At 61.1% G+C, this 20286-nt stretch carries 17 protein-coding genes; 10 read left to right on the forward strand and 7 right to left on the reverse strand.

Going from position 1 to position 20286, the window contains the following annotated elements; genetic code table 11:
- Window positions 1–51 precede the first annotated feature (51 nt).
- From ACYAS9_RS20600 to ACYAS9_RS20615, 4 genes are all read left to right on the forward strand, one after another.
- Window positions 52–600 (forward strand): sugar ABC transporter ATPase, encoded by a 549-nt coding sequence (locus ACYAS9_RS20600; RefSeq protein WP_463570143.1) that lies wholly within the window; start codon window positions 52–54, stop codon window positions 598–600.
- 119 nt (window positions 601–719) lie between these two features.
- Window positions 720–2189: an IMP dehydrogenase gene (gene guaB, locus ACYAS9_RS20605; RefSeq protein ID WP_463570144.1), complete on the forward strand. Its 1470-nt coding sequence runs from the start codon at window positions 720–722 to the stop codon at window positions 2187–2189.
- Window positions 2190–2323: 134 nt separating this feature from the next.
- Window positions 2324–3901, forward strand: coding sequence for a glutamine-hydrolyzing GMP synthase (guaA, locus tag ACYAS9_RS20610; protein WP_463570145.1), 1578 nt, complete (start codon window positions 2324–2326; stop codon window positions 3899–3901).
- Window positions 3902–4146: 245 nt separating this feature from the next.
- Window positions 4147–5760: a Fic family protein gene (locus tag ACYAS9_RS20615; protein WP_463570146.1), complete on the forward strand. Its 1614-nt coding sequence runs from the start codon at window positions 4147–4149 to the stop codon at window positions 5758–5760.
- Between the two features lie 44 nt (window positions 5761–5804).
- On the opposite strand, the gene ACYAS9_RS20620 is transcribed toward ACYAS9_RS20615, so the two are convergent.
- From ACYAS9_RS20620 to ACYAS9_RS20635, 4 genes are all read right to left on the reverse strand, one after another.
- Window positions 5805–6116 carry a hypothetical protein gene (locus tag ACYAS9_RS20620; RefSeq protein ID WP_463570226.1) on the reverse strand — a complete coding sequence of 104 codons (312 nt, stop codon included), beginning with the start codon at window positions 6114–6116 and terminating at the stop codon, window positions 5805–5807.
- A 4-nt stretch (window positions 6117–6120) separates the two neighbouring features.
- Entirely contained in the window at window positions 6121–6909 is a 789-nt protein-coding gene (locus tag ACYAS9_RS20625; RefSeq protein WP_463570147.1) for an ABC transporter ATP-binding protein, read from the reverse strand.
- 3 nt (window positions 6910–6912) lie between these two features.
- Entirely contained in the window at window positions 6913–8571 is a 1659-nt protein-coding gene (locus ACYAS9_RS20630) for an ABC transporter permease (protein ID WP_463570148.1), read from the reverse strand.
- A 109-nt stretch (window positions 8572–8680) separates the two neighbouring features.
- Window positions 8681–9727 carry a Fe(3+) ABC transporter substrate-binding protein gene (locus ACYAS9_RS20635; RefSeq protein WP_463570149.1) on the reverse strand — a complete coding sequence of 349 codons (1047 nt, stop codon included), beginning with the start codon at window positions 9725–9727 and terminating at the stop codon, window positions 8681–8683.
- 304 nt (window positions 9728–10031) lie between these two features.
- Here ACYAS9_RS20635 and ACYAS9_RS20640 point away from each other — a divergent pair, with 304 nt between their 5' ends.
- The 3 genes from ACYAS9_RS20640 (at window position 10032) to tadA (ending at window position 12380) form a co-directional block, all read left to right on the forward strand.
- Entirely contained in the window at window positions 10032–10382 is a 351-nt protein-coding gene (locus tag ACYAS9_RS20640) for a hypothetical protein (RefSeq protein WP_463570150.1), read from the forward strand.
- 136 nt (window positions 10383–10518) lie between these two features.
- Complete coding sequence (locus ACYAS9_RS20645) at window positions 10519–11892, forward strand: multicopper oxidase family protein (protein WP_463570151.1); 1374 nt, start codon at window positions 10519–10521, stop codon at window positions 11890–11892.
- Window positions 11892–12380, forward strand: coding sequence for a tRNA adenosine(34) deaminase TadA (gene tadA / locus ACYAS9_RS20650; protein WP_463570152.1), 489 nt, complete (start codon window positions 11892–11894; stop codon window positions 12378–12380). Before ACYAS9_RS20645 ends, tadA begins: the two co-directional genes overlap by 1 nt.
- 11 nt (window positions 12381–12391) lie before the next feature.
- On the opposite strand, the gene mltF is transcribed toward tadA, so the two are convergent.
- A complete protein-coding gene (gene mltF, locus ACYAS9_RS20655; RefSeq protein WP_463570153.1) occupies window positions 12392–13903 on the reverse strand; it encodes a membrane-bound lytic murein transglycosylase MltF in 1512 nt (503 codons plus the stop codon).
- 215 nt (window positions 13904–14118) lie between these two features.
- Here mltF and purL point away from each other — a divergent pair, with 215 nt between their 5' ends.
- Complete coding sequence (gene purL / locus ACYAS9_RS20660) at window positions 14119–18015, forward strand: phosphoribosylformylglycinamidine synthase (protein ID WP_463570154.1); 3897 nt, start codon at window positions 14119–14121, stop codon at window positions 18013–18015.
- A gap of 4 nt (window positions 18016–18019) precedes the next feature.
- Window positions 18020–18331 carry an NGG1p interacting factor NIF3 gene (locus ACYAS9_RS20665; protein ID WP_463570155.1) on the forward strand — a complete coding sequence of 104 codons (312 nt, stop codon included), beginning with the start codon at window positions 18020–18022 and terminating at the stop codon, window positions 18329–18331.
- Between the two features lie 15 nt (window positions 18332–18346).
- On the opposite strand, the gene ACYAS9_RS20670 is transcribed toward ACYAS9_RS20665, so the two are convergent.
- Together ACYAS9_RS20670 and ACYAS9_RS20675 are read right to left on the reverse strand one after the other, a co-directional pair.
- Window positions 18347–18910 carry a L,D-transpeptidase family protein gene (locus ACYAS9_RS20670; RefSeq protein WP_459748392.1) on the reverse strand — a complete coding sequence of 188 codons (564 nt, stop codon included), beginning with the start codon at window positions 18908–18910 and terminating at the stop codon, window positions 18347–18349.
- 48 nt (window positions 18911–18958) lie between these two features.
- Complete coding sequence (locus ACYAS9_RS20675; protein ID WP_463570156.1) at window positions 18959–19501, reverse strand: NUDIX hydrolase; 543 nt, start codon at window positions 19499–19501, stop codon at window positions 18959–18961.
- Window positions 19502–19660: 159 nt separating this feature from the next.
- Here ACYAS9_RS20675 and ACYAS9_RS20680 point away from each other — a divergent pair, with 159 nt between their 5' ends.
- The gene (locus tag ACYAS9_RS20680; protein ID WP_463570157.1) at window positions 19661–20257 is read left to right on the forward strand and encodes a CoA pyrophosphatase; all 597 of its coding nucleotides are present in this window, start codon (window positions 19661–19663) and stop codon (window positions 20255–20257) included.
- The last annotated feature ends 29 nt before the right edge of the window (window positions 20258–20286 follow it).

The following is a 20286-nucleotide window of genomic DNA, read 5'->3' on the forward strand; positions in this document are numbered from 1 at the left end:
CGAGGGCGATTAAGCTGCCGCCCTCTGATTCTTATGTACGACAATCGCCCCATGAGCAGCCAAAGCATTATCGTCCCGCAAATCTCCAGTTTCCCGGCGCGTGAAGCCATGGCGCGCAAGATCCTGCGCTGGCTGGTCACGCTGGATGTGGTCGAGCCAGAGTTGAGCACCTGCGGGCGCAGCGGCAACCGCATGGCTTATGCCATCGCGCCGGGCGCGCGCAAGGTGGTGGAGCACCCTGAGCTGCTGCCGTTCGGCCAGGCGCTGAACGGTCTGGAGATTGTCACCAAGCGTTGCATCTATACCCCGCTCGACGATTTCGCCGAAGAAGCCGGTTGCCCGGAGTGCCGCAAGGAGATCGGCGAGGCGCTATTCGATAGTCTTGAAGAGTGGATGCCCAGGCACACCGATAACTTCATCTGCCCGCTGTGCCGGCATGAAGACGACATCAACGGCTTTCTGTTTCTTGATCCGTGCGGCTTTTCCGACCTGGGCTTTATCTTTAACGATTGGCTGGCGGCGGGCTTCAAACAGCGCTTTATCGACGAATTTGCCGCACGCCTGGATCGGCCGGTGTCCTGGGTAAAAGTGCGCTTATAAGCCCGACTTAAGCCCGACTATAGACAGCGCGTCGAATAGGCCGAGTTTTTGCATTGAGCAGCCCGGTGTGTATAGGTATAATGGCGCGCTTCCAATTTTCCCGCTCGGGAGCCCCCGCGATGCTGCGTATCAGTCAAGAAGCCTTAACATTTGACGACATTCTCCTTGTACCCGGTTATTCCGAAGTACTGCCCAACGAAGTCAGTCTGAAATCCCGTTTGACCCGCGGCATCGAGCTGAATATCCCGCTGGTTTCAGCGGCGATGGACACCGTCACCGAAGCCCGCCTGGCCATCGCCATGGCGCAGGAAGGCGGTATCGGCATCATCCACAAGAACATGACCATCGACCAGCAGGCTGCCGAAGTCCGCAAGGTCAAGAAGTTCGAGGCCGGTGTCGTCAAAGACCCGATCACCATCGAAGCCGACGCCACTGTGCGTGACCTGTTCGACCTGACCCGCCAGCACAACATCTCCGGTGTACCGGTGCTGCACGACGGCGACCTGGTCGGCATCGTTACCTCGCGTGACGTGCGTTTCGAGACCCGCCTGGACATCCCGGTCCGCGAAGTCATGACCCCCAAAGAGCGTCTGGTCACCGTCCGTGAAGGCGCTGACAAGAACGAAGTGCGCGACCTGCTGCACAAGCACCGTCTGGAAAAGGTCCTGATCGTCGACGCCAAGTTCGCGCTCAAGGGCATGATGACCGTCAAGGACATCGAAAAAGCCAAGGCCTACCCGCTGGCCAGCAAGGACGACCAGGGTCGTCTGCGCGTCGGCGCTGCAGTCGGCACCGGCAAGGACACTGGCGAGCGCGTTGCTGCGCTGGTGGCTGCCGGCGTTGACGTGGTGGTTGTCGATACCGCGCACGGTCATTCCAAAGGCGTGATCGACCGCGTTCGCTGGGTCAAGGAAAACTACCCGCAAGTGCAGGTCATCGGTGGCAACATCGCGACCGGCGCTGCGGCCAAGGCACTGGTTGAAGCCGGCGCCGACGCGGTCAAGGTCGGTATCGGCCCAGGCTCGATCTGCACCACCCGTATCGTCGCCGGTGTCGGCGTACCGCAGATCAGCGCCATCGCCAACGTTGCCGCCGCCCTTGAAGGCACTGACGTTCCATTGATCGCCGACGGCGGCATCCGCTTCTCCGGCGACCTGTCCAAGGCCATCGTGGCCGGGGCTTCGGTGGTGATGATGGGCTCGATGTTCGCTGGCACCGAAGAGGCTCCGGGCGAAATCGAACTGTTCCAGGGCCGCTCGTACAAGGCTTACCGTGGCATGGGCTCGCTGGGTGCCATGTCCCAGGCCCAGGGTTCTTCGGACCGCTACTTCCAGGACTCGTCCGCTGGCGCTGAAAAGCTGGTGCCGGAAGGCATCGAAGGCCGCGTTGCCTACAAAGGCTCGCTGGCAGCGATCATCCATCAACTGATGGGCGGCCTGCGCTCCTCGATGGGCTACACCGGCAGCGCCAACATCGAAGAGATGCGCACCAAGCCGGAATTTGTCCGCATCACCGGTGCCGGCATGGCCGAGTCCCACGTCCATGACGTGCAGATCACCAAAGAAGCGCCGAACTACCGGGTCGGCTGACACCGACCAGCTTCTAAGCTTCAAGCGATCAGCTTCAAGCTATAAGCGGTAGCTGCTTTGACGCAGCTACCGCTGACTCCGACAACTTGCAGCTTGCAGCTTCAAGCTTGCAACTGCTCTTCAGAGCCTCCTCCATGTCTCTTGATATTCACGCTCACCGTATCCTGATCCTCGACTTCGGTTCCCAGTACACTCAGCTGATTGCCCGCCGCGTGCGTGAGATCGGCGTGTACTGCGAACTGCATCCGTTCGACATGGACGATGAAGCCATTCGCGAGTTCGCTCCAAAAGGCGTGATCCTCGCCGGCGGTCCCGAGTCCGTGCACGAAGCCGACAGCCCGCGTTGCCCGCAGGCGGTGTTCGACCTGGGCGTACCGGTGTTCGGCATCTGCTACGGCATGCAGACCATGGCCGAGCAACTCGGCGGCAAGGTCGAGGGTTCCGAACTGCGTGAGTTCGGTTACGCCCGTGTCGACGTGGTCGGCAAGAGCCGCCTGCTCGACGGCATCGAAGACCACATCGACGCCGATGGCCTGTTCGGCCTCGACGTATGGATGAGCCACGGTGACAAGGTCACCAAGATGCCGGAAGACTTCCACATTCTGGCCAGCACCCCGAGCTGCCCGATCGCCGGCATGTTCAACGACGAGCGTGCCTACTACGGCGTGCAGTTCCACCCGGAAGTGACCCACACCAAGCAGGGCGGCCGCATCCTGTCGCGCTTCATCCTCGACATCTGCGGCTGCGAAGCGCTGTGGACCCCGTCGAAGATCGCTGAAGACGCCATCGCCCAGGTTCGCGCCCAGGTCGGCACCGACAACGTGCTGCTGGGCCTGTCCGGCGGCGTCGACTCCTCGGTGGTTGCAGCCCTGCTGCACAAGGCCATCGGCGACCAGCTGACCTGCGTCTTCGTCGACAACGGCCTGCTGCGCCTGCACGAAGGTGAGCAAGTCATGGCCATGTTCGCCGAGAACATGGGCGTCAAGGTCATCCGCGCCAACGCCGAAGAGCAGTTCCTGACCAACCTGGCCGGCGAAAGCGACCCGGAGAAGAAGCGCAAGATCATCGGTCGCACCTTCATCGATGTCTTCGACGCTCAGTCTGCGCAACTGGACAACATCAAGTACCTGGCCCAAGGCACCATCTACCCCGACGTGATCGAGTCGGCTGGCGCCAAGAGCGGCAAGGCCCACGTGATCAAATCGCACCACAACGTCGGCGGCCTGCCAGAGGAAATGAACCTCAAGCTGGTCGAACCACTGCGCGAACTGTTCAAGGACGAAGTCCGCCGTCTGGGCCTGGAACTCGGCCTGCCGTACGACATGGTCTACCGCCACCCATTCCCCGGCCCAGGCCTGGGCGTGCGTATCCTCGGTGAAGTGAAAAAGGAATACGCCGACCTGCTGCGTCGCGCCGACCACATCTTCATCGAAGAACTGCGCAAGGCCGACTGGTACCACAAGGTCAGCCAGGCCTTCGTCGTGTTCCAGCCGGTGAAATCGGTAGGCGTGGTCGGTGATGGCCGTCGTTATGCATGGGTTGTTGCACTGCGCGCGGTGGAAACCATCGACTTCATGACCGCACGTTGGGCGCACCTGCCTTACGAGCTGCTGGAAACGGTGAGCGGCCGGATCATCAACGAGATCGAAGGGATCTCGCGGGTGACTTACGATGTGTCGAGCAAGCCGCCGGCGACGATTGAGTGGGAATGATGGACGTCCGGTGTTGACCGGTATCCATTAGCAAGAAAAAACCTGAAGCCCGCGTAATTGCGGGCTTTTTGGTTTGCGATGAAGCTCTGTCCGTCGCCTGGCTTTTTGAGCCGCTATTGCTCTTCTATTACCCGTAATCGATTTTATGCAAAACCTCTTCTTTCTAATCGTTTTTGAGCGCTCATAAGCGCCTCAAAAGCGTATGCTCGCCTACGTAATCGTTTTTATGCATTCCTGGAGAGGGTATGAACGACCTTCCTGCTGATCCCGTAGGCGCCGCCTGGCTGGTCCGTACTTACGATCTGAAAGTCCTGGGACATCTGCCCGTGATCAGCCGGATCGGGGGGCGCCGTGTCACTCAGGTCAGTGAAGGTCTTCGCCTGGAAACCTGGCTTGAGAGCATGCGGCCGGTAGCAGCGCCTGCAGCGCATCTACAGTTTCATCTCAGGCATGAGGTTCTGCACCTCGAATTTCTGGCCCGGCTTTTCGCTCACGCAGGGCCTGAGTTTGTTCAGGCATGGGTGGAGGCAGAACCTACAGGGCAATATGCTCGTCGGGCTGCATTTCTTTATGAATGGCTGACAGGAGAGGTATTGCAGGTTCCTGCTCGATTGGGCGGCAATTATGTTGATGCCGTGGATGGCAGTAAGCAGGTTGTCGCTTCAGCCGACCGGATCGAGAAAGTGAAGCGTTGGCGGATAAACGATAATCTGCCCGGCAATCGATATTTTTGCCCTTTGGTGGTGAAAACCGATGCGGTGCTCAAGGCTGCGCAGTTGGATGTATCGCAACTGTACGGCCAATTGACTGCCGAGTTTGGTGAAGACCTGCTGATGCGTGCCGCCGCCTGGATGACATTGCGCGAGAGCAAGGCCAGTTTCGCCATTGAAGGCGAGGCCGATCAGATCACGCGTGTGCAGCGATTCGCGGATGTCATGTCGCGGCGTACCGGACAAGGTGAGTGGCCGCTGAGTGAGGTGCCGCTTGCTGGGTTACAAGCCGAAATTCTGGGTGCGCGAACAACCTTGACTCGTTTTGGTGTGCGGCAATCTCCGGTGTTTGTCGGCGAAACGCTGCATTATCAGGAGGTCGTGCATTACGTTGCTCCGCCGCCTGCGGATGTTGCGGCGATGCTGGAGGGTGTGCAGGCTTTTCTGGCAAAGACCCAAGGTCAATCATCGGTCATGCGCAGTGCGGTAGCCTCATTTGGCTTTGTCTATATCCATCCTTTGGCCGATGGTAATGGCCGTGTTCACCGCTTTTTGATCAATGACATTCTGCGCCGTGATGGTGTGATTCCTGATCCGGTTATCTTGCCCGTATCAGCCGTGATTACCGATGACGTGGGAGAACGGCGCAGCTATGACCGGGTGCTTGATCAACTGTCCAGGCCTCTCATGCAGGCTGTGCGCGAGGATGTGGTCTTTGATGCCGAGCGTACGCTCTACGCAGATGGTGTGGTCTCGAACTTTGTTTTTGCCGGGGACCACTTGGCCAGGCCGTTGTGGCGTTACCCTGATCTTGGGCCGCACCTTGTTTTTCTGTCTGGCATCATCGGCCGCACCTTGTCCGAACAGATGCGCGAAGAGTCGCATTACCTGCGTAATCATGGCCGGGCGCGTACCGCTTTGAAGGAGATTGTCGAGATGCCGGATCAGCAAGCCGACCGGGTATTGCGTTCGATTGAGCAGAATCTGGGCGAACTCAGTAACGTGTTGGCCAAAGAAATGCCGGTGTTAGGCCAGCCCGGCGTGTGGGCTGCAATCGTCGAGGCGGTTTCACGGGTGTTTCAGGAGGGTGGGGCGGCGGACAGTGCGGCCATCACGCGATACAGCCCGCAACGGCCAGTGGGCCACTGATTTAGCATTGATCCCCGACCTCCCGGCCGCTTTTTAGTGATGGCTTACCGGCGGCCTTCGCACACCGGTGATTCGCCGATGCGGCCTTCCTTGCACAGGTCAATGTTATCTGTGCGCTTGAAGCCTGAGTCTTTCAGGCAATAAAACCGCGTGAGTACCTGGTCAATCGGCGTGGTGTCCCCCGTGCCTGTCAGGTTGGTGTAACCGCATGCGGTCATAGCGCTCTTGACGCCTTCTTGCGAGACCCCGCTTTTTTTCCAGTTGGTAAATTCCGGCGGCGGTGGTTGAAAGCCCCTGCCTGTGCAGCCAACCAGTAAAACAGCACAAAAACTTAGCAACAGGCTCCTCGTGCACATGGCGTTATTGCTCCACCAGCAGCGGTTCCAGCTCACCACTGAGAAACTGCTGCACATAATCCGAAGCAGGCGCTGCACGCAGTGTCGCGGGGCACGACCATTGTTCGAGGCGGCCATCGCGCATGACGCCAATCCGGTCGGCCATGGCAAACGCTTCATCCTGGTTGTGCGTCACGATGATTGCCGTGTGGTTGGTCGCCTTGATGATCTCGCGCACCTCACTGGCCAGCCGTTCGCGGGTGTTCACATCCAGGTTCGAGAACGGTTCGTCGAGCAGCAGAATCTCCGGCGCAGGCGCCAGTGCCCGTGCCAGGGCAACCCGTTGCTGTTGCCCTCCAGACAGCTCATGCGGGTAGCGGTTGCCGATATCCGGCAAACGCACCGCGTCGAGCATCTCTTGCACGCGAAGCTGGCGGGCCTGCTTGCTGACGCCGCGAACCCCAAAACCCACGTTTTCGCCGACCGTCAGGTGCGGGAACAAGGCGTAGTCCTGAAACATCATGCCGATGCGCCGATCTTCCGGAGCGACATGCACTTTGGCGGATGACAGCAGCCGGCCATCCAGGCTCAGCGAGCCTTCAAGCACCGGCTCGAAACCGGCGATGGCCCGCAGCACTGTCGATTTGCCGCAACCGGACGATCCGAGCAGGCAGCCGATCTGCCCTCTGTCCAGCGGCAGGGAAAAATCATGGATGACATTCAGCAGGCCATGCGGCGTGTCATAAGCGACCCGGACACCGGCCAGCTCGAGATAGGGGCGACTGGCACAATCTTGCGGCTGATAGGCAGGCATAGGTCAGTGTCCATAAGAGAGTTTGGTGCGGGCCAACAGTACAACGGGCAACAAGCCCGCCACTACGATGAGGATGGCGGCTATGGCGCCTTCCTCATAGGTGCCGCGTGAGGCCTCGGCATACAACCGGGTGGCCAGCGTATCGAAATCAAGCGGCCGCAGTAACAGCGTCGCCGAGAGCTCTTTCATCGTGTCGACGAACACCAGCAGTGCGCTGGCTGCCAGTGCCGGGCGCAGCAGCGGCAGGTGGATCCGGCGCAAGGTGGCGCCGGGGCGCTCGCCCAATGTCCGTGCAGCATGCTCGATGGACGCTGGCACACGGGTCAGGCCGGCCTCGACAGCGCCGATCGGAATGGCCAGAAAACGAATGCAGTAAGCGATGATCAATAACCCGGTAGAGCCCATCAGGAACAGCGTCTGAGTGCCCAGCCAACCACCGAGAAGATTTTCGATCAGCATCGCCGGAGTCATCAGGCCGATGGCCAATACTGTGCCAGGCAGTGCATAGCCGAGGCTGCCGACCCGCGCAAAGCCTCTGGCCGGTTGACGCCAGGCACTCTCACGCAGGGTTCTGCCGGCCCAGGCGATCATCAGCCCGGCGCACACGGTTATGACGGTGGCCAGCGAGGCGACCAGCAGCGTGTTATAGAGACTGTCGAGCAAGGCGCGGGACACTCCTGCCGATTGCTCAAGGCGTTCCCAGGCCTGTGCACACAGATAGGCCGCCGGGATCACAAAGCCGATCAGCACCGGAATCAGTCCCAGCGCCAAGGCAAGCAACGCGGCCGGCCCGTGCAGGGTGCGCGGGCGCATCGGTTGCATCTTCTGGGTATTGGCAAAGCGCTGGCGGGCGCGGCCTTTACGCTCCAGCAGGATCAAGCCAATGATCACCACCAGCATGGTCAGGGCGATCTGCGCGGCAGCCGCCAGGTCAGAGCGCGCCGTCCACGCGGTGTACACCGACACGGTGAGGGTCTTGACCCCCAGAAAGCTCGACGCGCCTATGTCATTGAGCGTTTCAAGCAAGGCCAGACTCAGCCCCACCGCCCAGGCTGGCCGGGCCAGCGGCAGGACAATGCGCCGGAACACCTCCTGGCGCCTGGCACCCAGGGTTCTTGCGGCCTCGATCAGGTTGGCCGCCTGGGTGAGAAACATCGCGCGCATGGTCAGGTAGACGTAGGGGTAGAGCACAAAGCCCAGAATCAGGATCGCGCCGGTCATGTTGCGCACGTCCGGCAAGCGGAATTCACGCGGGCTGCTGTAACCCAGTAACGCCCTTAGTGTCGATTGCACCGGGCCGATGGGATGCAGCAGATCCAGATAAGCGTAAGCCATGATGTAGGTCGGCACCGCCAATGGCAGCAGCAGCGCCCAACCGAGCAGGGACTTGCCCGCAAAGTCGTAAGCGGTCAGCAGCCAGGCACTGCCGACACCCAGCAGGGTCACCACCACGCCGACACCCGCCAGCAGGATCAGCGTGTCGCGCAGGGCAACGGGCACCACGTTATTGAGCAAATGCTGCCAGTGGGCAACATCACCCGCAAAGGCATGCCAAAGCAGCGCGGCGACCGGCGCAATGACCATCAGTGCGACCAGCAATGAACCTGCTGGAGCCCACCAGCCACGCACGGCGCGGGAAAAACGCAAAGAGTAGAGGTTCATCGATCACGAGGGTATCTGAAGGGCGACACTCGCTGTTCTGAGCATCACGAATAAACAACGCCCCTGTCGACCGGGAAGCGGCCAGCGAGGGGCGCTGCGGACAATCGCGTCAGTTGTCGAAACCGACTTTATCCACCAGTTCACTGGCCTGTTTACGGTGCCTGGCCACTTCAGCCACGTTCAGTGTATCGGCCTTCAACGGCCCTAGCGCCGCCATCACCGGATCGAGCTCGACGCCCTCACGGACCGGATACTCATAGTTGGCCTTGGCATACAGCGCCTGGGCATGCTCGGAGACCAGGAACTCAAGGAAGCTGACAGCGTTGTCGCGGTTCGGAGCGTTCTTCGCCACCGATGCGCCGCTGATGTTCACATGCGTACCGCCATCGGGGTTGCTGGCGAAGGTCGGACGCACGACCTTGATGGCATCCCCCCAGGCGCGATCATCGGTGCCCGGCTTGGCGTTCTTCATGTGCCCGACGTAGTAGGCGTTGGCGATGCCGAGATCGCAGATACCGCCGAGGATGTCACGGGCCACGTTACGGTCGCCGCCGGCTGCCGGGCGCGCCAGGTTTTTCTTCACGCCCTCAAGCCAGGTCTGCGTGGCTGCCGCCCCGTCATGGGCGATCATTGCCGCAATCAGCGCGGTGTTATACGGGTGCTGGCCGGCACGAATGCAGACCTTGCCTTTCCACTTCGGGTCGGCCAGTTCTTCATAGGTGAACGAGGTAATCGGCAGGTTCTTGTCGGCATACAGCACACGATCACGCATTGACAGCGCGAACCACTGACCGTCAGCGCCGCGCAGGTTGGCCGGGATCACCTGTTCCAAGGTCTTGGATTTGACCGGCTGGGTGACGCCGCCTTCGACCAGATCCATCAGGTTGCCAATGTCGACAGTCATCAGCACGTCGGCCGGCGAGCGTTCGCCTTCGGCCTTGACGCGTTCCAGCAAACCTTCGGAAACGAAGATCGTCTTGACCTGTACGCCGGTCTTCTTGGTGTAGGTCTCGAGCAAAGGCTGGATCAGCTTGGGTTCACGGGTGGTGTACAGGTTAAGCTCTTTGGCGAACGCACTACCGGTAGCGCCCATTGCTGCCGTGACGGCCAGTACGGTTGCCGCAAGTTGACGCACTGGAAACTTCATTGACGACATCTTCTTTTCCTTTTTTTATGAAGTCTGGAACGCTCGGCAGCCATTGGCAGCGCCTGATAACACAGGCGGACGCTGACGGACGCTGGCAACCGTCAGGAGACCTTGGCGGTGGGCAGTAATAGCGAATTATATGCATTATCGATTTGGCGCAGCGTTGCCGAATATGTGTCAAATCATTTGCGCAAGCCCACAAAAACCGGTGTATTTCATCGGCCAGTTTGTTCGTACGTGACGGTGCTGCTGGGGGTTTTACAAGCAGGGTGTTTTTGCATGGACTTTGCGCAAGTCGCAGGCCGGAGTGTTTATGTCTTTAGATAAAAAGCTGGTGTATGCCCTCTACAGGGAATTGTTCGATGAGAATTTTGAGCAGTACAAGTCGGCTTTAAACAAGCCACTCGATGGCGACCAGGATGCCTATGCCAAGGCCAGAAACGCTCTGGCATTGCTGGATGAGGCTAAAAGACCGGACGTCATAAACTTCTTGCGGCTGGTGATCGCAGACACCGCTTCCACCATTTTAAGTACGCTGGATGGCGTCCACTTTCCTGATGATTGGGACGAAGACTGCGTGCTTTCTTGTGGCGGCAAAGAAATCCAGGGTGACCTTGCGGATCTTTTTATTGAGAAAGGCGAGGGTGACGGGATCTACGACTAGCTTGAGATTGCCTGGGCCTATGGCCTGTTCCATCGTCTGTCACCCTTACGCATTGCCATCCCCGCGTGTATCGTATTGACCCCCTCGCATCTGCCAACAGGTGCCTTCCGTCATCGTTTTCAAGGTGTCCGCTGACATGTCCTTTACCCGTCGCCAGATTCTCACCGGCATCGCCGGCCTTGCCGTAGTCGGCCTGGGCGCAGGCGGCGCGGCGCGTTACTGGCTGGGTCAGCGCGGGCCGGGGGAGGGGCATGATTTCGAATTGATCGCAGCCCCCTTGGATGTCGAGCTGATTCCAGGCCACAAGACCCCGGCCTGGGCCTTTGGTGGCACAGCGCCGGGCACCGAGCTTCGGGTGCGTCAGGGCGAGTGGCTGCGGTTGCGCTTCATCAACCATCTGCCGGTAGAAACCACTATTCACTGGCATGGCATCCGCGTGCCGCTGGAGATGGACGGCGTGCCGTATGTGTCGCAGCTGCCGGTCAAGCCGGGCGAGTATTTCGACTACAAGTTCCGCGTGCTGGACGCCGGCAGCTTCTGGTATCACCCGCATGTCAGCAGCAGCGAAGAGCTGGGTCGCGGGCTGGTCGGGCCGTTGATTATCGAGGAGCGCGAACCGACCGGGTTTGCCCATGAGCGCACGCTCAGCCTGAAGAACTGGCATGTCGATGAGGTCGGGGCGTTTACCGATTTCAGCGTGATCCGCGAGGCTGCACGCGAAGGCACGGCCGGGCGGCTTTCAACGATTAACGGTGAGCATCGCAGCGTGATCGAGCTGCCGGCCGGGCAGATTACCCGCGTGCGGCTGCTCAATCTGGATAACACGGTGACCTACCGCATCAACCTGCCGGATGCCGAGGCGCGGATTTATGCCATCGACGGCAACCCGGTCGCGCCCCGGCCGTTGGGCAAGGATTACTGGCTGGGCCCGGGCATGCGCCTGTGCCTGGCGGTCAAGGCGCCACCCGCGGGCGAAGAGTTGTCGTTGCGCAATGGTCCGGTGCGTCTGGGCACGTTGCGCTCGGTGGCCAACAACGACGCGCCCGGCGACTGGCCGCCCGCGTTGCCGGCCAATCCGTTGCCGGAACCGGATCTGGAGAATGCCGAGACCATCAACTTCAATTTCGAGTGGGTCGGGGCGGTGTCTGAAGGTACGGACAACGGCAAGCCGCCAAGCCTGTGGCAGATCAATGGCCAGGCTTGGGACATCACGGACAAGACCTGTGCCGACCGGCCGATTGCCAGGCTCACGCTGGGCAAGAGTTATATCTTCGAGCTGAAGAACATGGCTCAGTACCAGCACCCGATTCATTTGCATGGCATGAGCTTCAAGGTGCTCAAGTCGGATCGGCGCAAGATCATTCCATACTTTACCGACACGTTCCTGCTCGGCCGTAACGAGCGGGCCTGGGTGGCGCTGGTGGCGGATAACCCGGGCGTGTGGATGTTCCATTGCCATGTGATCGATCACATGGAAACCGGCCTGATGGCCGCCATCGAGGTGTCGTGATGCGTCAGCCAATAATCATCGACCGCAGCCGCGATCAGGATTTCATGCGCGAGGCGCTGGCGCTGGCGGCGCAGGGCGCGCTGCTGGGGGAAGTGCCGGTGGGTGCGGTGCTGGTGATGGACGGACAGATTGTCGGGCGCGGTTATAACTGCCCGATCAGCGGCAGCGACCCCAGTGCGCATGCCGAGATGGTCGCTATCCGCGACGCCGCGCAGGCGATCAGCAATTACCGGCTGCCGGGCAGCACGCTGTACGTGACGCTGGAGCCGTGCAGCATGTGTGCGGGGTTGATCGTCCATTCGCGCATTGGCCGGGTGGTGTATGGCGCGCTGGAGCCCAAGGCGGGGATCGTGCAGAGCCAGGGGCAGTTTTTTACCCAGGGTTTTCTGAATCATCGCGTGCTGTATGAAGGCGGCGTGCTGGGGGAGGAGTGCGGCAATATGCTCAGCGAGTTTTTCCGGAGGCGGCGGGCGTTGCAGAAGTCTTGAGCTGTGCCTGATTACGGTGTCGTAGCGGGTGTGGGTGCAGATGTGGGTGTAGGCGTTGTGGGTGCCGGTTGCTGCTGCGCACTCGCCGGCACGGTCTTGTCGACGCCCGGCACGTGCAACTTGCCTTCAGCCACCTGACTGCCTTCCAGTTGCGGCTGGGTCACCCAGGTCAGGATGTCGTAATAGCGGCGGATGTTGGCGACAAAATGCACCGGCTCACCGCCGCGCGCATAGCCGTAGCGGGTCTTGCTGTACCACTTCTTCTGCGACAGACGCGGCAGCATCTTCTTCACGTCCAGCCATTTATTGGGGTTCAGCCCGTCGTTGACTGCCAGTTTGCGCGCGTCTTCCAGGTGGCCACTGCCCACGTTATAGGCCGCCAGCGCCAGCCAGGTTCGGTCGGGCTCCTGAATATCGTCATCAAGCTGCTCTTTGACATAGGCGAAATACTTGGCGCCGCCCTGAATGCTTTGCCGGGCGTCCAGGCGATTGGTCACGCCCATGGCCTGTGCGGTGTTCTGGGTCAGCATCATCAAGCCGCGTACGCCGGTCTTGGAGGTGACCGTAGGCTGCCACATCGATTCCTGATAGCCGATGGCCGCCAGCAGGCGCCAGTCGACTTGCTCTTTCTTCGATGAGGTCTGGAAGAATTTCTCGTACTTGGGCAAGCGTTCCTGCAAGTGCTGGGCAAAGGTGTAGGCACCGACATAGCCCAGCACATCGACATGGCCGTAGTAACGGTCCTTGAGGCGCTGCAGGGTTTCGTTTTTCTCGACCTTGGCAAGGAAGGCGTTGATCTCGTTGAGCAGGCTGTTGTCTTCGCCCGAGGCCACGGCCCAGCGCTGCTGGCGGCTCTCGCCCAGGTCGAAGGCGACCCGCACGTTGGAGAAATACACCTGATTCATCGCCAGTTCGTTGGAGTCCACCAGGGTCAGGTCGATCTGGCCCTCATCGACCATGCGCAGCAGGTCGACCACCTCGACGGCATCGGACTCTTCATATTCCAGGGCCGGATACTGGGTCTTGAGCGTGGCCAGTTGCTCGGCATGGCTGCTGCCCTTGAGCACCACGATGCGCTTGCCGACCAGATCGGCAGGCTCGGTAGGCCGCGACTGGCCGTTGCGGTAGACGACTTGCGGGGTGACTTCGAGATAAGGGTGCGAGAAGCGCGCCTGCTGGCTGCGTTTTTGCGTTTCGATCAGCCCGGCGGCACCCAGAACCGGACCGCCGGGTTGCTGCAGGCGGTCGAACAGTTCGTCGAGGTTGTCGGCGGTTTCGATCTTCAGTTCCACGCCCAGGTCGTCGGCAAAGCGCTTGACCAGCTCGTATTCGAAGCCGGTTTCGCCGTTGCGGTCCTGGAAGTAGGTGGCCGGGCTGTTGCGGGTGACCACGCGCAGCACGCCGTCCTCCTTGACTCGCTCCAGTGTGTTGGGTTTATCCACACAGGCGCCGAGCAGCAGGAAGAGTCCGGTTGCGATGAGCCATCTGACGCAACGAATACGGAAGTCTGGTTGGGAGAACATCGGTGCAGTATACGCAAAGGACCTTGAGCGCCATATATCGACAGCAAAGCTTGCGTCTGATAAGAAAACCGGCCGTTTTCTGTTTAATCGCCAATAAAGAAGCTGGCGCGACATTGCGGCGCATGCCGTGCAGCCGTTTTGGGTGCCAGAAGGACTGCTTTAGGCTAGAATGCGTGGCCTCAAAGTACACCCCCCTTCCCGAGGCTGTCCCGACGATGTTGATCCTGCGTGGTGCTCCTGCCCTTTCTGCTTTCCGCCACAGCAAATTGCTGGAACAACTGAAACAAAAAGTTTCAGCTGTCAGTGGCCTGTATGCCGAATTCGCTCACTTCGCTGAAGTCACTGGCGCACTGAGCGACCAGGAGCATCAGGTGCTCGACCGTTTGCTGAAATACGGCCCGAGCGTGCCGGTTCAGGAGCCGAGCGGTCGCCTGTTCCTGATCGTGCCCCGTTTCGGCACCATTTCGCCGTGGTCGAGCAAGGCCAGCGACATTGCCCGTAACTGTGGCCTGGACAAGATCCAGCGCCTGGAACGCGGCATTGCCTTTTATGTAGAAGGCCAGTTCAGCGATGCCGAGGCGCAAGCCGTCGCCGCTGTGCTGCACGACCGCATGACCCAGCTGGTGCTGACGTCGCTGGACCAGGCTGCCGGCCTGTTCAGCCACGCCCAGCCGCGCCCGCTGACCTCTGTCGATATCCTCGGCGGTGGCCGTGCTTCGCTGGAAAAAGCCAACGTCGAGCTGGGCCTGGCCCTGGCCGAAGACGAGATCGATTATCTGGTCACCAGCTTCACCGGACTGAACCGCAACCCGAACGACATCGAACTGATGATGTTCGCCCAGGCCAACTCCGAGCACTGCCGGCACAAGATTTTCAACGCCAGCTGGGACATTGACGGTCAGGAGCAGGAAAAAAGCCTGTTCGGCATGATCAAGAACACCTACGTGATGCACAACGAAGGCGTTCTGTCGGCGTATAAAGACAACGCCTCGGTGATCGTCGGCCACGAAGCCGGGCGCTTCTTCCCGAACTCTGAAACCCGCCAGTACGGCGCGGTCAAAGAGCCGGTGCACATCCTGATGAAGGTCGAGACCCACAACCACCCGACCGCCATCGCGCCATTCCCGGGTGCCTCCACCGGCTCCGGCGGCGAGATCCGCGACGAAGGTGCAACCGGTCGCGGCGCCAAGCCAAAGGCCGGCCTGACCGGTTTTACCGTGTCGAACCTGCAGATTCCGGGTTTCGAGCAGCCTTGGGAAAAGCCGTACGGCAAGCCTGAGCGCATCGTCACCGCACTGGACATCATGATCGAAGGCCCGCTGGGCGGCGCGGCGTTCAACAACGAGTTCGGTCGCCCAGCGCTGACCGGTTACTTCCGTACCTTCGAGCAGTCGATCAGCACCCCGCACGGCGACGAAGTGCGCGGCTATCACAAGCCGATCATGCTCGCGGGCGGCATGGGTAACATCCGTGCCGAACACGTCCAGAAGGGCGAAATCACCGTCGGCGCCAAGCTGATCGTGCTCGGCGGCCCGGCCATGTTGATCGGCCTGGGCGGCGGCGCTGCCTCCTCGATGGCCACCGGCACCAGCTCTGCCGACCTCGATTTCGCCTCTGTGCAGCGCGAAAACCCGGAAATGGAGCGTCGTTGCCAAGAGGTTATCGACCGTTGCTGGCAACTGGGCGACAAGAACCCGATCGCCTTCATCCACGACGTGGGCGCGGGCGGTCTGTCCAATGCCTTCCCTGAGCTGGTGAACGACGGTGGCCGTGGTGGCCGCTTCGAACTGCGCAACGTGCCCAACGACGAGCCGGGCATGGCGCCGCTGGAAATCTGGAGCAACGAATCCCAAGAGCGTTATGTCCTGGCGGTCAGCGCCGAGGATTTCGAGCGCTTCCAGGCCATCTGTGAGCGTGAGCGCTGCCCGTTTGCCGTCGTCGGTGAGGCCACTGAAGAGCCGCACCTGACCGTGACCGACAGCCACTTCGGCAACAGCCCGGTGGACATGCCGCTCGAAGTGCTGCTCGGCAAGGCGCCGCGCATGCACCGTTCGGTTCAGCGTGAAGCCGAGCAGGGCGACGATTTCGACCCAAGCGTGCTGGACCTGGCTGACAGCGTGCAGCGCGTGTTGCATCACCCGGCCGTGGCCAGCAAAAGCTTTTTGATCACCATCGGTGACCGTAGCATCACCGGCCTGGTGGCCCGCGACCAGATGGTCGGTCCATGGCAAGTGCCGGTGGCTGACTGCGCCGTGACGGCCACCAGCTTCGACGTCAATACCGGTGAAGCCATGGCCATGGGCGAGCGTACGCCGCTGGCCCTGCTCGATGCCGCAGCTTCCGCGCGCATGGCGGTCGGCGAAACGCTGACCAACATCGCTGCCTCGCACATCGCGAAAATTTCCGACATCAAACTGTCGGCCAACTGGATGTCGGCCGCCGGCCACCCCGGTGAAGACGCCCGTCTGTACGACGCGGTCAAGGCCGTCGGCATGGAGCTGTGCCCTGAGCTGGGCATTACCATTCCGGTCGGCAAAGACTCGATGTCGATGAAGACCCGCTGGAGCGACGAAGGCACCGAGAAGAGCGTGACGTCGCCGATGTCGCTGATCGTGACCGGCTTTGCGCCGGTGGCTGACATTCGCAAGACCCTGACCCCGCAACTGCGCATGGACAAGGGCGAAACCGACCTGATCCTCATCGATCTGGGCCGTGGCCAGGACCGCATGGGCGGTTCGATCCTCGCTCAGGTACATAGCAAGCTGGGCCGCAGCGTGCCGGACGTCGACGACGCCGAAGACCTGAAAGCGTTTTTCGCCGTGATTCAAGGCCTGAACGCCGATGGCCACCTGCTGGCCTACCACGACCGTTCCGACGGTGGCCTGCTGGTCAGCGTGCTGGAAATGGCCTTCGCCGGTCATTGCGGCCTGCAACTGTGCCTTGATGGCCTGGCTGAAAATGCCTCTGAGCTGTCGGCCATCCTCTTCAACGAAGAGCTGGGTGCGGTCATCCAGGTTCGTCAGGACGCCACGGCCAATGTGCTGGCCCAGTTCAGCGCGGCTGGCCTGTCGGACTGCGTCGCGGTGATCGGCAAGCCGCTCAACAACGACGAAGTCTCGATCAGCTACAACGGCGCCGCAGTCTTCAACGCTCAGCGTCACCAGTTGCACCGTGAGTGGGCGCAGACCAGCTACCAGATCCAGCGCCTGCGCGATAACCCTGAGTGCGCCGACCAGGAATTCGGTCTGCTGCTCGAAGAAGACAACCCGGGCCTGAACGTGAAGCTGGGCTATGACGTCAATGACGACATTGCCGCGCCGTACATCAAGAAGGGCGTGCGTCCGCAAGTGGCCGTGCTGCGTGAGCAGGGCGTCAACGGCCAGGTCGAAATGGCAGCAGCCTTCGACCGCGCCGGCTTCAACGCCATCGACGTGCACATGAGCGATATCCTCGCCGGTCGCGTTGACCTCAACGAGTTCAAGGGTCTGGTCGCGTGCGGTGGCTTCTCCTACGGCGACGTGCTGGGTGCCGGTGAAGGCTGGGCCAAGTCGGCACTGTTCAACACCCGTGCCCGTGACGCCTTCCAGGGCTTCTTCGAGCGCAGCGACAGCTTCACGCTGGGCGTGTGCAACGGTTGCCAGATGCTCTCCAACCTGCACGAGCTGATTCCGGGCAGCGAACTGTGGCCACACTTTGTGCGCAACCGTTCCGAGCAGTTCGAAGCGCGCGTGGCGCTGGTGCAGATCCAGGAATCGCCGTCGATCTTCCTGCAAGGCATGGCCGGTTCGCGCATGCCGATCGCCATCGCCCACGGCGAAGGTCATGCCGAGTTCGCCAGCAGCGATGCCCTGGCCCTGACCGATGCGTCCGGCACCGTGGCCCTGCGTTATGTCGACAACCACGGCAAGGTGACTGAAACCTATCCGGCCAACCCCAACGGTTCGCCGCGTGGTATCGGTGGCCTGACCACCCGTGACGGTCGCGTGACCATCATGATGCCGCACCCTGAGCGGGTCTTCCGTGCCGTGCAGAACTCCTGGCGTCCGGATGACTGGAACGAGGACGCGGCCTGGATGCGCATGTTCCGCAACGCGCGCGCCTGGGTGAACTGAGTCAGTGTATAAACTCGCGTTCTTCGTCCCGGCCAGCCATCTGGATGGGGTGAAGAGCGCCGTATTCGCCGCCGGTGCCGGGCGAATCGGCGACTACGACCACTGTGCCTGGCAGGTGTTGGGCCAGGGTCAGTTCCGCCCGCTGGACGGCAGCCAGCCGTTTATCGGGCAGAGCGGGGTGGTCGAAGAAGTTGCAGAGTGGAAAGTCGAGATGGTCGTCGCCGACGACCATATTCGTGCGGCGGTGGCGGCGCTCAAGCTCAGCCATCCCTACGAGACGCCTGCCTATGAAGTGTGGCGGCTCGAAGACTTCTAAAGCCGCAGCACGGCTTTACGGCCTGATTTCAATCATCGTGCCGTCTTTCACCAGATCCCATATCTCGCGCATGTCGTTGTTCTTCAGCGCGATGCAGCCTTCTGTCCAGTCCAGCGTATGGAAATACCACTCCGGGTATTCCTCATCGATGGGCGTGCCGTGGATCATGATCATGCTGCCGGGCTTTACACCTGCCGCCTTGGCCCGTTCGCTGTCGGCGGCGTTCGGGTAGGACACGTGCATCGACAGGTTGTAGCGGCTGCTGGGTTTGCGCCAGTCGAGCCAGTAAAAGCCTTCGGGTGTGCGTTTGTCGCCTTCCTGCAGTTTGGTGCCCTTGGGGTTCTTGCCCAGCGATACCCGGTAGGTCTTGAGTGCTTCACCGTCGCTGATCAGCTGCAACTGGCGCGCCGACTTGATGACCAGCACCTTGTCGATGCGCCGTTCGGACAGCTTTACAGTGTTGATCACCTTCTCGCCGACGATCTTCTGCTCGCTGCCCTTGGGCACGATGGTCTGGGTGAAGGCCGCCTGAGAGGCGGATGCGAACGACAGGCACAGTACGGCGAACAACCAGCGCATTGACGTTTTCCTGAGGGCGCGTCGTCGACGTGCCGGGCAGTGGAGAATTTAAGTAGGGCGTGAGGCCGGCAGCGCTTGTGTGTGCACAGGGTAGTGCTGTTCGCGGCGGTCGGCGAAGAAGCATTCTAGGGTACGCTTGACCGTCATGAAAGCCAGGTCGCCCCAGGGAATGTCGGCTTCGTCGAACAGTTGCACTTCCAGACTCTCGATGCCGGCGGCAAATGCGCTACCTGCCAGCTCGGCGCGGTAGAACACGTGCACCTGATTGATGTGCGGCACATCGATCATGGCGTACAGGTGCAGGTCGTGCAGTTCGGCGCAGGCCTCTTCGAGGGTTTCGCGGCGTGCGGCCTGCTCGACGGTCTCGCCGTTCTCCATGAAGCCTGCCGGCAAGGTCCAGTAACCGTGGCGCGGCTCGATGGCGCGGCGACACAGCAGCACCTTGTCGCCCACGGTGACCAGGCAGCCGGCAACGATGTTGGGGTTCTGATAGTGAATGGTGTGGCAGTGGTCGCACACAAAGCGCAGGCGGCTGTCGCCGTCGGGGATGCGCTGGGTAACCGCCTGGCCGCAGTGGCTGCAGAAATTCATGGCGTGGTTCGATCAATGAGGGCAGGCGTTATCTTGGCCTGCCACATGGCCGGTCAGCAAGTTTTCATGTGCGCGGTTCATCAACCTGATTGTCTAAGGCTTGGGCGAACCCGTGCTTTTGGTGCATGATGCCGGGTAGCCAACCGATCGAGATTTCCCATGCTGGATGAGCTACTTCGACGTGTAAGCAGTCATACGCCAGACATCCTTGAGACGGACCTGCGCTTTCCCGAGGCTGCAGTGCTGCTGCCGGTGACCCGCAGCGACAAGCCCGAGCTGGTGCTGACCCTGCGCGCCAGCGGGCTGTCGACCCATGGCGGTGAAGTGGCTTTTCCCGGTGGCCGGCGCGACCCGGAAGACCCCGACCTGGTGTTCACCGCGCTGCGCGAGGCCGAAGAAGAAATCGGCCTGCCGCCGGGGCTGGTCGAAATCGTCGGTCCCTTGAGCCCGCTGGTCTCGCGCTACGGCATCAAGGTCACGCCGTACGTCGGCATCATTCCCGACTTTGTCGAATACCGCCCCAACGATGGCGAGATCGCTGCCGTGTTCAGCGTGCCGCTGGAGTTCTTTCGCCAGGACGTCCGCGAGCACACCCACCGTATCGACTACGAGGGCCGCAGTTGGTATGTGCCCAGCTATCGTTATGGCGAATACAAGATCTGGGGCCTGACCGCGATCATGATCGTCGAGCTGATCAACGTGCTGTACGACGCCAGGATCAGCCTGAAACATCCGCCGCGCCCCGTAACACGCTGAACACCTACTTATAAGAAAGCCTGAGGACC

It is taken from the genome of Pseudomonas sp. HP_08 (genome assembly GCF_055284095.1).

Bases quoted from the DNA above. Each gene is read 5' to 3' on its own strand.
- ACYAS9_RS20620 (WP_463570226.1), bottom strand. From the start codon at position 6,116: ATGTGCACGAGGAGCCTGTTGCTAAGTTTTTGTGCTGTTTTACTGGTT.
- ACYAS9_RS20625 (WP_463570147.1), bottom strand. From the start codon at position 6,909: ATGCCTGCCTATCAGCCGCAAGATTGTGCCAGTCGCCCCTATCTCGAG.
- ACYAS9_RS20675 (WP_463570156.1), bottom strand. From the start codon at position 19,501: ATGAATTTCTGCAGCCACTGCGGCCAGGCGGTTACCCAGCGCATCCCC.
- ACYAS9_RS20670 (WP_459748392.1), bottom strand. From the start codon at position 18,910: ATGCGCTGGTTGTTCGCCGTACTGTGCCTGTCGTTCGCATCCGCCTCT.
- ACYAS9_RS20635 (WP_463570149.1), bottom strand. From the start codon at position 9,727: ATGTCGTCAATGAAGTTTCCAGTGCGTCAACTTGCGGCAACCGTACTG.
- ACYAS9_RS20630 (WP_463570148.1), bottom strand. From the start codon at position 8,571: ATGAACCTCTACTCTTTGCGTTTTTCCCGCGCCGTGCGTGGCTGGTGG.
- ACYAS9_RS20680 (WP_463570157.1), top strand. From the start codon at position 19,661: ATGCTGGATGAGCTACTTCGACGTGTAAGCAGTCATACGCCAGACATC.
- ACYAS9_RS20615 (WP_463570146.1), top strand. From the start codon at position 4,147: ATGAACGACCTTCCTGCTGATCCCGTAGGCGCCGCCTGGCTGGTCCGT.
- ACYAS9_RS20640 (WP_463570150.1), top strand. From the start codon at position 10,032: ATGTCTTTAGATAAAAAGCTGGTGTATGCCCTCTACAGGGAATTGTTC.
- ACYAS9_RS20645 (WP_463570151.1), top strand. From the start codon at position 10,519: ATGTCCTTTACCCGTCGCCAGATTCTCACCGGCATCGCCGGCCTTGCC.
- ACYAS9_RS20600 (WP_463570143.1), top strand. From the start codon at position 52: ATGAGCAGCCAAAGCATTATCGTCCCGCAAATCTCCAGTTTCCCGGCG.
- guaB (WP_463570144.1), top strand. From the start codon at position 720: ATGCTGCGTATCAGTCAAGAAGCCTTAACATTTGACGACATTCTCCTT.
- tadA (WP_463570152.1), top strand. From the start codon at position 11,892: ATGCGTCAGCCAATAATCATCGACCGCAGCCGCGATCAGGATTTCATG.
- guaA (WP_463570145.1), top strand. From the start codon at position 2,324: ATGTCTCTTGATATTCACGCTCACCGTATCCTGATCCTCGACTTCGGT.
- mltF (WP_463570153.1), bottom strand. From the start codon at position 13,903: ATGTTCTCCCAACCAGACTTCCGTATTCGTTGCGTCAGATGGCTCATC.
- purL (WP_463570154.1), top strand. From the start codon at position 14,119: ATGTTGATCCTGCGTGGTGCTCCTGCCCTTTCTGCTTTCCGCCACAGC.